Source organism: Citrobacter sp. CRE-46 (assembly GCF_059615875.1).
The window spans coordinates 3170779-3183328 of sequence record NZ_CM184341.1 but is presented as its reverse complement, the minus strand read 5'-3'; the positions used below and the strand labels follow the sequence as shown (position 1 = coordinate 3183328).

Annotated in this window: 15 protein-coding genes; 9 read left to right on the top strand and 6 right to left on the bottom strand. The window is 54.0% G+C overall.

The window, feature by feature from the left end; all coding sequences use genetic code 11:
* Positions 1 to 37 precede the first annotated feature (37 nt).
* The 3 genes from pyrC to mdtH form a co-directional block, all read right to left on the bottom strand.
* Complete coding sequence (pyrC, locus tag AC534G_RS15545) at positions 38 to 1084, bottom strand: dihydroorotase (RefSeq protein WP_110498376.1); 1047 nt, start codon at positions 1082 to 1084, stop codon at positions 38 to 40.
* A 105-nt stretch (positions 1085 to 1189) separates the two neighbouring features.
* The gene (locus AC534G_RS15540; protein ID WP_038639673.1) at positions 1190 to 1750 is read right to left on the bottom strand and encodes a lipoprotein; all 561 of its coding nucleotides are present in this window, start codon (positions 1748 to 1750) and stop codon (positions 1190 to 1192) included.
* 114 nt (positions 1751 to 1864) lie between these two features.
* Entirely contained in the window at positions 1865 to 3073 is a 1209-nt protein-coding gene (gene mdtH / locus AC534G_RS15535) for a multidrug efflux MFS transporter MdtH (RefSeq protein ID WP_038639676.1), read from the bottom strand.
* Between the two features lie 259 nt (positions 3074 to 3332).
* On the opposite strand from mdtH, the gene rimJ reads away from it, so the two are divergent.
* From rimJ to murJ, 4 genes are all read left to right on the top strand, one after another.
* Positions 3333 to 3917, top strand: coding sequence for a ribosomal protein S5-alanine N-acetyltransferase (gene rimJ / locus AC534G_RS15530; protein ID WP_110498374.1), 585 nt, complete (start codon positions 3333 to 3335; stop codon positions 3915 to 3917).
* 32 nt (positions 3918 to 3949) lie between these two features.
* Positions 3950 to 4597, top strand: coding sequence for a YceH family protein (locus tag AC534G_RS15525; protein WP_069323312.1), 648 nt, complete (start codon positions 3950 to 3952; stop codon positions 4595 to 4597).
* A 1-nt stretch (position 4598) separates the two neighbouring features.
* Positions 4599 to 5522, top strand: a complete 924-nt coding sequence (locus AC534G_RS15520; protein ID WP_199951608.1) for a Gfo/Idh/MocA family protein — start codon at positions 4599 to 4601, stop codon at positions 5520 to 5522.
* 198 nt (positions 5523 to 5720) lie between these two features.
* A complete protein-coding gene (gene murJ / locus AC534G_RS15515) occupies positions 5721 to 7256 on the top strand; it encodes a murein biosynthesis integral membrane protein MurJ (protein ID WP_038639684.1) in 1536 nt (511 codons plus the stop codon).
* Positions 7257 to 7340: 84 nt separating this feature from the next.
* Here murJ and flgN read toward each other — a convergent pair whose 3' ends face one another.
* The 3 genes from flgN to flgA form a co-directional block, all read right to left on the bottom strand.
* Positions 7341 to 7763 carry a flagella biosynthesis chaperone FlgN gene (flgN, locus tag AC534G_RS15510; RefSeq protein ID WP_069323314.1) on the bottom strand — a complete coding sequence of 141 codons (423 nt, stop codon included), beginning with the start codon at positions 7761 to 7763 and terminating at the stop codon, positions 7341 to 7343.
* 3 nt (positions 7764 to 7766) lie between these two features.
* Positions 7767 to 8060, bottom strand: a complete 294-nt coding sequence (gene flgM, locus AC534G_RS15505) for a flagellar biosynthesis anti-sigma factor FlgM (protein WP_003832153.1) — start codon at positions 8058 to 8060, stop codon at positions 7767 to 7769.
* Between the two features lie 93 nt (positions 8061 to 8153).
* Entirely contained in the window at positions 8154 to 8813 is a 660-nt protein-coding gene (flgA, locus tag AC534G_RS15500; RefSeq protein ID WP_110498369.1) for a flagellar basal body P-ring formation chaperone FlgA, read from the bottom strand.
* 157 nt (positions 8814 to 8970) lie between these two features.
* On the opposite strand from flgA, the gene flgB reads away from it, so the two are divergent.
* The 5 genes from flgB to AC534G_RS15475 are packed head-to-tail and all read left to right on the top strand — an operon-like array spanning position 8971 to position 12543.
* Complete coding sequence (flgB, locus tag AC534G_RS15495) at positions 8971 to 9387, top strand: flagellar basal body rod protein FlgB (RefSeq protein ID WP_038639692.1); 417 nt, start codon at positions 8971 to 8973, stop codon at positions 9385 to 9387.
* A 3-nt stretch (positions 9388 to 9390) separates the two neighbouring features.
* Complete coding sequence (gene flgC, locus AC534G_RS15490) at positions 9391 to 9795, top strand: flagellar basal body rod protein FlgC (protein ID WP_006685091.1); 405 nt, start codon at positions 9391 to 9393, stop codon at positions 9793 to 9795.
* A gap of 11 nt (positions 9796 to 9806) precedes the next feature.
* On the top strand, positions 9807 to 10505 hold the full coding sequence (flgD, locus tag AC534G_RS15485; protein ID WP_038639698.1) for a flagellar hook assembly protein FlgD: 699 nt from the start codon (positions 9807 to 9809) through the stop codon (positions 10503 to 10505).
* Positions 10506 to 10531: 26 nt separating this feature from the next.
* The gene (flgE, locus tag AC534G_RS15480) at positions 10532 to 11767 is read left to right on the top strand and encodes a flagellar hook protein FlgE (protein WP_085048530.1); all 1236 of its coding nucleotides are present in this window, start codon (positions 10532 to 10534) and stop codon (positions 11765 to 11767) included.
* Positions 11768 to 11787: 20 nt separating this feature from the next.
* Positions 11788 to 12543, top strand: coding sequence for a flagellar basal body rod protein FlgF (locus AC534G_RS15475; RefSeq protein WP_038639704.1), 756 nt, complete (start codon positions 11788 to 11790; stop codon positions 12541 to 12543).
* The last annotated feature ends 7 nt before the right edge of the window (positions 12544 to 12550 follow it).

The window sequence follows — 12550 nt, the reverse complement described above, 5'->3', positions numbered from 1 at the left end:
TTATACAGTTATTCAGATCGGTTGGCTACACTTTTTTTTAGCTTTTTACTGACCAGCGTACCGTTTCGCCACCCAGGAAAGGCACCAGCGAGTCATCTGCTAGCGCAATGCTCTCCGGGACATGGTGCTCCACGCGTTCAAGCTCAATAAAAGTCTCATTCACCGGCAGACCATAGAATTGCGGACCATTGAGGGAGCAGAAGGCTTCAAAATGGCTCAGCGCATTCATCTCTTCAAATACGGTGGCATAGCTGCCCAGCGCGGTCGGGGCGTTAAAACACCCAGCACAGCCGCAACTGGATTCTTTGCGATGACGGGCATGCGGCGCTGAGTCGGTACCAAGGAATGCGCGGCTAAATCCGCTGGCGACCAGCTCACGTAGCGCCTGTTGGTGGACGTTACGTTTAAGGATTGGCAGACAATACAGGTGCGGACGAATGCCGCCGACCAGCATGTGGTTGCGGTTAAACATCAAATGTTGTGGCGTAATGGTGGCGGCGAGAAGCTCGTTACCATCCCGCACATATTCGGCAGCATCTTTAGTGGTGATATGTTCAAACACGACTTTCAGCGCAGTCAACCGCTGACGCAGCGGTTCCATCACCGTCTCAATAAAGCGTGCTTCGCGATCGAAAATATCGATATCCGCATGCGTCACTTCACCATGCACCAATAGCGGCATACCCAATTTTTCCATCCGTTCCAGCACAGGCATGATGGCCTCAATAGAGGTTACGCCATGCGTTGAGTTGGTGGTGGCATTCGCCGGGTAGAGTTTCGCGGCGGTAAACACGCCTTCGTTGAAACCTCGCTCCAGCTCATTGGGATCCAATGTATCCGTTAAATAGCAGGTCATTAAGGGCGTGAAGTCGTGTCCGGCAGGTACCGCATCAAGAATGCGTTGGCGATAAGCGATAGCTGCATCAACTGTGGTGACGGGCGGTGCCAGGTTCGGCATGACAATGGCGCGGCCGTAAATTTCGCTGGTATAGGGCACGACAGTTTTTAACATGTCGCCATCGCGAAAGTGAAGATGCCAGTCGTCTGGACGGCGGATCTTTAAAACCTGGGATGGTGCAGTCATCAATATGCTCCGGCTGAGGATTGTCTTTTTTGCCGGAAACAAAGGATAAGCGGAAACGTTTTCGTTTGCACGAAAAAAAAGGGCGCATCAGCGCCCTCTGGTTTATTAGTCGGTGAATGGGATGATGATTTCGCCCGGTTTCACTTCTATACCTTTCGCCAGTTTTTTCGCCAGCGCTTCACCCTGACTGCTGTCGTCCTGCAGAACATAGGCAGGCTGTTGGTTAAAGTAATTACGCAGCGACTGGTTTAAATACGGCATCAGCGTTTGTAGCACCGACTGCATTTTTTCAGGTGTGACGGTCGCGTCCACGACTTCCATCTCTTGCAAGTAAATCGCGCCTTTCTCTTTATTGAAGACCGGTAGCGCTTTAAGTTTCAGCTTCATGGTGGCTTTCTGACTGCCAAACAGGGAATTCATGTCCAGATTGGCATCACCCGTCAGAGTCACTTTATTAGGCTCTTCACGCCCTATCTGACTGGCGAGATTGCTCAGTACGATGTGTGCTTCAGCGACGCCGGGCAAACCGATATCTTTTGAAAAGTTATTATGTTTCGCCAGCGCCTGATTAATCTCTTGCTCGCTAACCGTATATTGCGTGAGTTGATTACAACCAACCAACAGGCCGCCGACAATCAGTGCAGCGGCAAAAAAAAGCTTTTTCATGGGAGTCCTCAACATGATGCATATGGCGTAATCGTGACACAAAGCATCATCGAGTACCAGCGCCCCGGGCACCAGCAGAAAAAACTGAAAAGTGCTCGTGCGCCGGATTAGCTATCAGGCATCGGGTTCCAGCATGCCGCGCGTCGGGCGTTTGTGGCTGAATTGCCAGCCCAAAGCCAGGAAGGTGATGAAGCCGATAATACCGAGCATCATCCATGGCAATTCAGGCTGCGCCAGGGCTTTGCCCATATCAAACAGCCAGCCGCCGCCGACATACCCAATTGCGCCGCCGATGGCGAGCCCAAGTCGGCTGAAGCCCATGTAACTTCCTCGCGCGCGTGCATTAGCCAGCGAGGCGCTCAGGGTTTCACGCGCCGGTTCGGCGATGATCGAGCCGATATAGAAGGTGCAGATCAGCGTGAATAGCTGCTGTAAATTGCCGACAAGACCGATGGGCATCATGCTCAGAGACATCACCAGCAGACCGGCCATCAGGCGATGTTCCAGGCGAAAACGTTTTTCACTCCAGCGGGCAATAGGATAGAGCAGCGTTAACGAGAGGCATGCTTCGATGGCATACATCCATTTCACGGCGGCAGGCGAGCCAGCGATGTCGTTCACCATGATTGGCAGCATTAACATGACCTGTACCGCCAGCATGTAATAACCCGCCAGTGTCAGCACATAGGTGACAAAACGTTTGTCATGCATCACGTGGCCCATCCCTTCACGTACCGGAATTTTCACCGTCGACAATTTCCATGCCGGGAGTAGCCAGGCGTTAAACGCCGCGCACAGAACAAACAAAATGGCTCCTGTCGCGCAGACCAGGCGGAAATCGTACTGTAACAGCCAACTGCCAAGTAACGCGCCAACCACGGCGCCTGCGCTATCCTGCATCATCAGGATAGAGAAAAAACGCCCGCGCTTTTCCGGGCGGATCAGTTTGACCACCAGCGCCGAACGGGGAGGGTCGAACAGCGTGCCGCCCAGCCCGGAAAGAAAACAGGAAAACCACAGCAGCCAAGGCTCGTGGGCAATACCCATGGTGGCGAACCCGGCGGCGCGCATCAGCATACCGGTGACGATCATCGGTTTTGCGCCGAAACGGTCAGCAATAGCGCCGCCAAAAATACCCAGACCTTGCTGAATAAATTGACGCAATCCTAACGCGATCCCGACCATAACGGCAGCCCAGCCCATTTGGTCGACGAAGCGAATTGAGATCAGCGGGAAAACGACGAAGAAGCCCAGCACGACCAGCATATTATCAATGAGAAGGAAGTATTTACCCAGGTTCCTTGCCTGCGAGACTTGCGACATTTCCCCTCCCGGGAAAAACTCGTCACTCTGGTTAGAGTTTAAAAGATAAGCATCTCCTATTCTGCGGTGTCGTCATCGCTTTTCCCACCCTTCGCGGGACAATATTTTTTTATCAAAAGCCCGTCTTGATAGAGAGTTTTCATCAAAATGTGTGAATAATTCAAAAAATGGCAATTTGCTCTTTTCAAAGGGCATATTTGCACAGGTATAGTATCGCGAATAGCGTATTGAAGACGTTACGGGAAGGAGTAGGTATAGAATGTTTGGCTATCGCAGTAACGTGCCAAAAGTGCGCTTAACCACGGACCGCCTGGTCGTGCGTTTGGTGCACGAGCGTGATGCCTGGCGTCTGGCAGATTATTACGCAGAAAATCGTCATTTCTTAAAACCCTGGGAACCTATTCGCGATGAAAGCCACTGTTATCCCTCCGGCTGGCAGGCGCGTCTGAGTATGATCTCTGAGTTTCATAAACAAGGCACCGCGTATTATTTTGCGCTGCTCGATCCGGAAGAAAAAGAGATTATCGGCGTCGCGAACTTCTCGAACGTGGTGCGGGGATCTTTCCACGCTTGTTATCTCGGTTATTCCATTGCGCAAAGGTGGCAGGGGCAGGGGCTGATGTACGAAGCTTTAACCTCGGCCATTCGTTATATGCAGCGCACGCAGCATATTCACCGCATTATGGCGAACTATATGCCGCACAATAAACGTAGTGGTGACTTGCTGGCGCGACTCGGTTTTGAAAAAGAAGGGTATGCCAAAGATTACCTGCTGATTGACGGGCAGTGGCGCGATCATGTGCTGACGGCGTTGACCACATCAGAATGGACCCCAGGCCGCTAAGTTTCAGGTTAGCCTGAATAATGGAGAAGACGATGAAATACGAATTAACCGCCACCGAAGCACGCGTGATTGGCTGTTTACTGGAAAAACAAGTCACCACGCCGGAACAGTATCCGCTTTCTGTCAATGGCGTCGTCACCGCCTGCAATCAAAAAACGAATCGTGAACCGGTGATGAATCTGTCGGAATCGGAAGTGCAGGATCAGCTTGATAACCTGGTGAAGCGGCATTTTCTGCGTACGGTGAGCGGCTTTGGCAATCGCGTCACGAAATATGAGCAGCGTTTCTGCAACTCTGAATTTGGCAATCTGAAACTCAGCGCAGGCGAGGTGGCGCTGGTCACCACGCTGTTGCTGCGCGGCGCGCAAACGCCGGGCGAACTGCGAAGCCGTGCTTCGCGAATGTACGAATTCCGCGATATGGCTGAAGTGGAGTCGACGCTGGAAAAACTGGCGACCCGTGAAGATGGCCCTTATGTGATCCGTCTGGCGCGCGAGCCGGGTAAACGCGAAAGTCGCTATATGCACCTGTTTTGCGGTGATGTTGATGAGCCCATCGCTGCGGCAGATGAACTCCCGGTGGCGTCTGGCGATCTGCAGGCGCGCGTTGAAGCCCTGGAAACAGAAGTCGCGGAACTTAAGCAGCGGCTGGATTCTTTGTTGGCGCACCTGGGAGACTAACGTGAATAAATTACGTATCGGTGTTGTCGGTCTGGGTGGCATTGCGCAAAAAGCCTGGCTGCCCGTACTGGGCAGTTCCGCTGACTGGACGCTGCAAGGCGCGTTTTCACCTTCGCGGGAAAAAGCGCTGCGTGTCTGTGAGACCTGGCGCATACCCTACGTTGACTCCCTGGTGAATCTGGCGAAAACCTGCGACGCGGTTTTCGTCCATTCCAGCACCGCGACGCATTTTGCGGTGGTCAGTGAACTACTGAATGCCGGGGTCCATGTGTGTGTGGATAAACCGCTGGCGGAAAATCTGCGTGAGGCTGAACAACTGGTCGAGCTGGCCGCGCGGAAAAAACTGACGTTGATGGTCGGCTTTAACCGCCGATTTGCGCCGCTGTATCAGGATCTCAAAGCCATGTTGGGCAACGCAGCGTCTGTGCGTATGGATAAGCATCGTTCGGACAGCGTGGGGCCGCATGACCTGCGTTTCACTCTGCTGGATGACTATCTGCACGTGGTCGATACTGCGTTGTGGTTGGCAGGAGGGAGGGCGCAGTTAAATAGCGGTACTCTGCTGACTAATGACGCTGGCGCGATGCTCTACGCCGAGCACCATTTTTCTGTCGATCAGCTACAGATAACAACCAGTATGCATCGGCGTGCAGGTAGCCAGCGGGAGTGCGTTCAGGCGGTGACCGATGGGGGACTGATTGACGTCACAGATATGCGGGAATGGCGGGAAGAACGCGGGCAAGGTGTCGTACACAAGCCGATAGCAGGCTGGCAAACGACCTTAGAACAGCGAGGTTTTGCCGGATGTGCGCGGCATTTCATGGAGTGTGTGCAAAATCAGACGGTTCCTCAGACGGCAGGCGAGCAGGCGCTACTGGCCCAGCGTGTTGTCGAAAAGCTATGGCGGGAGGCGATGGCTGAATAACCGCCTGTAACATCTGGCGGTAGTAATTCATTGTAATCCAGGTACTATATGCCAACTCAAAATAACACCTCTTTTCAACCATAGGCTGGCTTGTAGGCCTGATAACACGCTGCGGCGTCGCCATCAGGCACAGTGACATTGCCGGATGGCGATGTTGGTTATACGGGGTTTTGCCTCAGGGTCTGGAATACAACATAGATGAATTTATTAAAGTCGCTGGCAGCCGTCAGCTCGATGACGATGTTTTCACGTGTGCTGGGTTTTGCGCGTGATGCGATTGTCGCCAGAATCTTTGGCGCAGGGATGGCGACCGATGCCTTTTTTGTGGCCTTCAAACTTCCTAACCTGCTGCGCCGAATTTTTGCTGAAGGCGCATTTTCTCAGGCGTTTGTGCCTATTCTGGCTGAATACAAAAGTAAGCAGGGTGAGGATGCTACCCGCGTGTTTGTTGCCTATGTTTCAGGGCTGCTGACGCTGGCGCTGGCCGTGGTGACGGTTGCCGGGATGCTGGCTGCGCCGTGGGTCATTTTAGTCACTGCGCCAGGGTTTGCCGACACCGCCGACAAATTTGCCTTGACGACCCAACTGCTGCGGATCACCTTTCCTTATATCCTGCTGATTTCACTGGCCTCGCTGGTCGGCGCAATCCTTAACACCTGGAACCGCTTTTCTATTCCGGCGTTTGCGCCGACCTTTTTGAATATCAGCATGATCGGTTTTGCGCTGTTTGCCGCGCCTTATTTTAATCCTCCGGTACTGGCGCTGGCATGGGCCGTGACCGTTGGCGGCGTGCTGCAGCTGGTGTATCAACTGCCGCATCTGAAGAAAATTGGCATGCTGGTGCTGCCGCGCGTGAACTTCCGCGATGCGGGGGCGATGCGTGTCGTCAAGCAAATGGGGCCGGCGATCCTCGGGGTTTCCGTCAGCCAGATTTCACTGATCATCAATACGATTTTCGCCTCGTTTCTGGCCTCCGGCTCGGTTTCCTGGATGTATTACGCCGACCGTTTGATGGAGTTCCCGTCCGGTGTCCTTGGCGTGGCGCTGGGGACTATCCTGTTGCCATCGTTATCAAAAAGCTTTTCCAGCGGTAATCATGATGAGTATTGTCGTCTGATGGACTGGGGGCTGCGTCTGTGTTTTCTGCTGGCATTACCCAGCGCTGTGGCGTTGGGTATTCTGGCAAAACCGCTGACGGTTTCTCTGTTTCAGTACGGTAAATTTACCGCCTTTGATGCCGCCATGACCCAGCGCGCGCTGGTGGCATACTCGGTCGGTTTGATTGGTTTGATCGTGGTGAAAGTTCTGGCCCCTGGCTTTTACTCGCGCCAGGATATTAAAACGCCGGTGAAAATTGCTATTGTGACGCTGATTATGACTCAGGTGATGAACCTGGCGTTTATCGGCCCGCTGAAGCATGCCGGGCTGTCGCTGTCGATTGGTCTGGCGGCATGTCTGAACGCGTCACTGCTTTACTGGCAGTTGCGTAAACAGAAAATCTTTACCCCGCAACCGGGCTGGGCCTGGTTTCTGGCGCGTCTGGTGATTTCCGTCGTGGTGATGTCAGCGGTCCTGTTCGGGATGCTCTATATCATGCCGGACTGGTCGCAGGGAACGATGTTGTGGCGTTTACTGCGTCTGATGGCCGTCGTGGTGGCTGGGATTGCAGCTTACTTCGCCGCGCTTGCTGTGCTGGGTTTTAAAGTGAAAGAGTTTGTGCGCCGGACGGCGTAACCGATAATTGCCGGATGGCGGCGTTACGCCGGATCCGGCCTGCAGAACGCGCTGGCCTGAAAGCTGCGAGCGATCAGGCTGGCATTAAATAGAGAATTTTTTCCCGCCGCGGTGCGCAGCAGAGGTTTGACCGTTTGCGCCATACAGCGCCGGCTCCTGGTGCGGTTTCAGCACTTGAATCGCTTGTTGATTACGCTCAATTTGCCCTTCCAGCAGCCATCCGTTGTGCTGGTTGAGGTCGCGCAAATGCTGCGTTTTTTGGGTGATCGTCTGCCAGCGTTCAGCAATCTCATCGTTGGCGCTGCGCGTGGCGTCATGCTCCAGACGGCGCTGCTGCTCCAGATAATCAAGGGTTGCCAGCAAAGAGCTTTTTTCTTCTGTAATACGCTGTAGCTGGCTGCCGTTGATGTATCCGGCGGAAAGCTGCTGCTGCTCAGCATCCATTACCGTTTTCAGGTCATTGAGGACGGTTGTCATCTGATCAAGTATTTCTGACAAACGAGTCATACTTTATTTACTCTGTAAGTAGCTCTGCGCCTCGCGAATGAGCGAGTCGGCAATTTTTCCGGTATCCATTTTCAACTCACCGTTACGGATCGCGGTTTTCAATGCTTCGACGCGTTCCATATTGATGTCATTGGTGCCGGGCTGCATCAGTTTGGCCTGGGCGTCGCTCAGCATGACGCTGGTGCTGGTGGTCGCGGTGGTTTTTTCCTTCCGCGCTTTTTGTACCGGCGCATCGCTGGTTTCACGTGGCTGAACGGTACTGACTGGCTTCAATGGTGAGGTACGATCAATGCTCATTTTGTTTATCCTCATCGAGGGGGTACGCTATAGCGGCCCGCTGTAATCATTGGTTGTTTATCTATCGGCACACGCTAAAAAATCTTTAACCTATTATAGGTTAATAAGAATATTCCCATCAGAATCGACGATGCCGCTCACCACCTGGCCGGAAATCATCCGCACTCGCGCATTCTGTGCGACGGCGGCATTGTTCAGCGCTTTACCTTCGGCATTCACCCGAAAGCCATCGCCATTGGCGATAACCAGTACGCGTTGGCCAGCTTTGATCCGCCAGGCCTGGCGCAACATTGAAAGCTGTATCGGCTGACCGGGAACCAGATCGCGCAGACTCACCGCGTCCTGCACCTGATTCAAATCTAACACGACGCGCGGCGGCAGTTGGTCCAGCCGGCCTCGCTTTAACGTCACGCTGGTCGGGGTTAGCGCACTGCCCCGGGCGACGGGCGCGGCGGCAACCACGTAGTTTCCCGTGGCCTGCACATTCACCTGCAAATAACGTTTCTCGTTGGCGCAGCGGGCCAGCACGTTCACATTCCCCCACAGTTTCGCGTTGCCTGACACGCTTAATGCGGGTTGCTCGCAACTGGGCAGTAGGTTAGGCGACGTACGGATAGTGACGACCACCTCATCGCTAAATCCGGCCAGACGTTGGGAAAACCATGCCGTCAGCTGTGAATTCAGGTCTTGCGCCAGCGTCATAGGGCTGAACAGCAGTGCTGCCACAACTATTCCACGTTTAAACGTTTGCATCAAAACCTCGCGCTTTTTCAGGTAGTGGCAGGATTTTACCTGTGTGACGCAGTCATCAACGCAACAAATAGCGACGCATTTTGCGTTTATTCCGGCGATAACGCGCGCGTAATGGGATTTAAGCTGTCGGCTGAATTTTGTCATTTGCGGAGGAGATATGCTCGATAAGCTCGACGCCGCCTTACGTTTTCAACAGGAAGCGCTGAATTTGCGCGCCCAGCGCCAGGAAATATTGGCCGCCAACATTGCCAATGCCGACACGCCGGGGTATCAGGCGCGCGATCTGGATTTCGCCAGTGAATTGAAAAAAGTCATGGTGCGTGGACGGGAACAAACCGGCGGCGTCTCGTTGACGCTGACCTCTGCACAACATATTCCGGCCCAAACCGCTTCTGCTCCCGCTACGGAATTGCTCTATCGCATTCCTGACCAGCCGTCTCTGGATGGTAATACGGTAGATATGGACCGGGAACGTACGCAATTTGCAGACAACAGCCTCAAATATCAAATGGGGCTGACCGCGTTGGGCGGACAAATCAAAGGCATGATGAACGTGCTGCAAGGAGGGAACTAATTCGTGGCGCTGTTAAATATTTTTGATATCGCAGGCTCTGCGCTGACGGCGCAGTCTAAGCGTCTGAACGTGGCGGCCAGCAACATGGCGAATGCGGATAGCGTCACCGGACCCGACGGTCAGCCGTATCGCGCCAAACAGGTTGTTTTTCAGGTTGATGCCGCGCCAGGGGCGGCTACAGGCGGCGTAAAAGTGGCTGACGTTATTGAAAGCCAGGCGCCGGATAAGCTGGTGTATGAGCCGGGTAATCCGCTGGCCGATGCGAACGGCTACGTAAAAATGCCGAATGTGGACGTCGTCGGCGAGATGGTCAACACCATGTCCGCTTCGCGTAGCTACCAGGCAAACGTCGAAGTGCTCAACACCGTGAAAAGCTTGATGCTCAAAACGCTTACGTTAGGCCAGTAAAGGAGACGCACATGTCTGTTGCTGTAACCATGAATGACCCGAGCAATGCAGGCGTTAAAGCCGCTACCGGGAATAGCTCCCTGACGGGCAGTAATGCCGCTGACCTGCAAAGCAGTTTTCTGACGCTGCTGGTCGCACAGTTGAAAAACCAGGACCCAACCAACCCGCTGCAAAACAACGAACTGACCACCCAACTGGCGCAAATTAGCACCGTGAGTGGGATTGAGAAACTGAACACCACGCTGGGGTCTATTTCCGGGCAGATCGACAACAGTCAGTCGCTGCAGGCCAGTACGTTGATTGGTCACGGCGTCATGATCCCAGGCACCACCATCCTGACCGGTAAAGGTACGGAAGAGGGCGCGAAAACCACCACCACGCCGTTTGGCGTTGAGCTGCAGCAGCCAGCAGATAAGGTCACTGCAACGATTACCGATAAAGACGGCAAAGTGATACGCACTATTGATATCGGCGGCTTGAAAGCAGGAGTTCATACCTTTACCTGGGACGGCACCATGACCGATGGCACGGATGCGCCAAGCGGTTCTTATAACGTCTCAATTGCTGCCAGCAATGGCGGAACGCAACTGGTGGCGCAGCCGCTTCAGTTTGCGCTGGTGCAGGGTGTTATTCGCAGTAACGGCGGTAATACGCTGGACCTGGGCACCTATGGAACCACCACCCTCGACGAAGTACGGCAAATAATCTAAGCCCTCACACTTATCAGGAGTAAGTCATGGCCTTTTCTCAAGCGGTCAGCGGTCTGAACGCTGCAGCGACCAACCTCGATGTCATTGGTAATAACATCGCCAACTCCGCTACCTACGGTTTTAAATCTGGTACGGCTTCTTTTGCCGATATGTTCGCCGGTTCTAAAGTGGGCCTGGGGGTTAAAGTTGCGGGTATTACTCAGGACTTTACCGATGGTACTACCACCAATACCGGACGCGGACTGGATGTGGCTATCAGCCAGAACGGATTTTTCCGTATGGTAGACAGCAACGGCTCTGTATTCTACAGCCGTAACGGTCAGTTCAAGCTCGATGAAAACCGCAATATCGTTAACATGCAGGGGTTGCAACTGACAGGTTATCCTGCTACCGGTACACCGCCGACAATACAGCAAGGTGCTAACCCGGCACCGATCACGATTCCGAATACGCTGATGGCGGCGAAAACCACGACTACCGCGTCAATGCAGATCAACCTGAACTCCACTGACAAGGTACCAAGCAAAACGCCGTTTAATCCAAACGATGCGGATTCCTACAACAAAAAAGGCACTGTTACCGTTTTCGATAGTCAGGGTAACGCCCATGACATGAATATTTTTTATGTCAAAAACGCGCAGAGCAACACCTGGGAAATTCACACTCAGGATGCCTCAACCGGCGACCCTGCAAAATCAGCCGGGTTTATGCAGTTTAACGAAAATGGTGCGTTTTTAGGGATTAGCGCTACGGCAACCGGTACGCCAGCAGGAACGGACATCAACATCGAAACAGGGCAAATTAACGGTGCAGATACCGCAAAATTCTCCCTGAGCTTCCTGAACTCCATGCAGCAGAACACCGGTGCCAACAACATCGTCGCCACGAATCAGAACGGCTACAAGCCGGGCGATCTGGTGAGCTACCAGATTAACAATGACGGTACCGTGGTCGGTAATTACTCCAACGAACAGCAACAGGTACTGGGCCAGATCGTGCTGGCAAACTTTGCCAACAATGAAGGTCTGGCGTCTCAGGGCGACAACGTCTGGGCGGCTACACAGGCTTCCGGCGTGGCGCTGCTGGGTACCGCAGGCGAAGGTAACTTCGGCAAACTGACCAACGGCGCGCTGGAAGCCTCAAACGTGGATTTGAGTAAAGAACTGGTGAATATGATCGTCGCTCAGCGTAACTATCAGTCGAACGCGCAGACCATCAAAACCCAGGATCAGATCCTCAACACGCTGGTCAACCTGCGCTAAGCGCCTGACGGGATGGCTTAATGGATCACGCAATTTATACCGCTATGGGCGCGGCCAGTCAGACGCTGAATCAACAGGCGGTGACGGCCAGCAACCTGGCAAACGCCTCCACGCCGGGCTTTCGTGCGCAGCTTAATGCGCTGCGTGCGGTTCCCGTTGAAGGTTTGTCTTTACCGACGCGTACGCTGGTGGTGGCCTCCACGCCGGGGGCCGACATGACGCCGGGCCAGATGGACTATACCTCACGCCCGCTGGACGTGGCGTTGCAACAGGACGGCTGGTTGGCTGTCCAGACCGCAGACGGTAGCGAAGGATATACCCGTAATGGCGCCATTCAGGTAAGCCCTACGGGTGAACTCACTATTCAGGGGCATCCGGTAATCGGTGAAGCCGGGCCGATAGCCGTACCGGAAGGTTCCGAAGTCACCATTGCGGCTGACGGGACGATCTCGGCGCTTAACCCAGGCGATCCGGCTAATACGGTTGCGCCCGTTGGGCGTCTGAAACTGGTGAAGGCGACGGGGAATGAAGTGCAACGTGGTGATGACGGTATGTTTCGTCTGACCCAGGCCGCGCAGGCTACCCGTGGCGCGACGTTACAGGCCGATCCGAGCATCCGCGTTATGTCGGGCGTGCTGGAAGGTAGTAACGTCAAGCCGGTTGCCGCGATGAGCGACATGATTGCCAACGCCCGCCGCTTTGAAATGCAGATGAAGATTATCAGTAGCGTGGATGATAACGCGGGCCGCGCTAACCAACTGCTGTCGATGAGTTAACACAGGA

Excerpts from the sequence above, each read along its gene's own strand:
- flgA (WP_110498369.1), bottom strand. The coding sequence starts at position 8,813 with ATGCAAACGTTTAAACGTGGAATAGTTGTGGCAGCACTGCTGTTCAGC.
- rimJ (WP_110498374.1), top strand. The coding sequence starts at position 3,333 with ATGTTTGGCTATCGCAGTAACGTGCCAAAAGTGCGCTTAACCACGGAC.
- AC534G_RS15540 (WP_038639673.1), bottom strand. The coding sequence starts at position 1,750 with ATGAAAAAGCTTTTTTTTGCCGCTGCACTGATTGTCGGCGGCCTGTTG.
- mdtH (WP_038639676.1), bottom strand. The coding sequence starts at position 3,073 with ATGTCGCAAGTCTCGCAGGCAAGGAACCTGGGTAAATACTTCCTTCTC.
- flgM (WP_003832153.1), bottom strand. The coding sequence starts at position 8,060 with ATGAGCATTGATCGTACCTCACCATTGAAGCCAGTCAGTACCGTTCAG.
- pyrC (WP_110498376.1), bottom strand. The coding sequence starts at position 1,084 with ATGACTGCACCATCCCAGGTTTTAAAGATCCGCCGTCCAGACGACTGG.
- flgE (WP_085048530.1), top strand. The coding sequence starts at position 10,532 with ATGGCCTTTTCTCAAGCGGTCAGCGGTCTGAACGCTGCAGCGACCAAC.
- AC534G_RS15475 (WP_038639704.1), top strand. The coding sequence starts at position 11,788 with ATGGATCACGCAATTTATACCGCTATGGGCGCGGCCAGTCAGACGCTG.
- murJ (WP_038639684.1), top strand. The coding sequence starts at position 5,721 with ATGAATTTATTAAAGTCGCTGGCAGCCGTCAGCTCGATGACGATGTTT.
- flgB (WP_038639692.1), top strand. The coding sequence starts at position 8,971 with ATGCTCGATAAGCTCGACGCCGCCTTACGTTTTCAACAGGAAGCGCTG.
- AC534G_RS15525 (WP_069323312.1), top strand. The coding sequence starts at position 3,950 with ATGAAATACGAATTAACCGCCACCGAAGCACGCGTGATTGGCTGTTTA.
- flgD (WP_038639698.1), top strand. The coding sequence starts at position 9,807 with ATGTCTGTTGCTGTAACCATGAATGACCCGAGCAATGCAGGCGTTAAA.
- flgN (WP_069323314.1), bottom strand. The coding sequence starts at position 7,763 with ATGACTCGTTTGTCAGAAATACTTGATCAGATGACAACCGTCCTCAAT.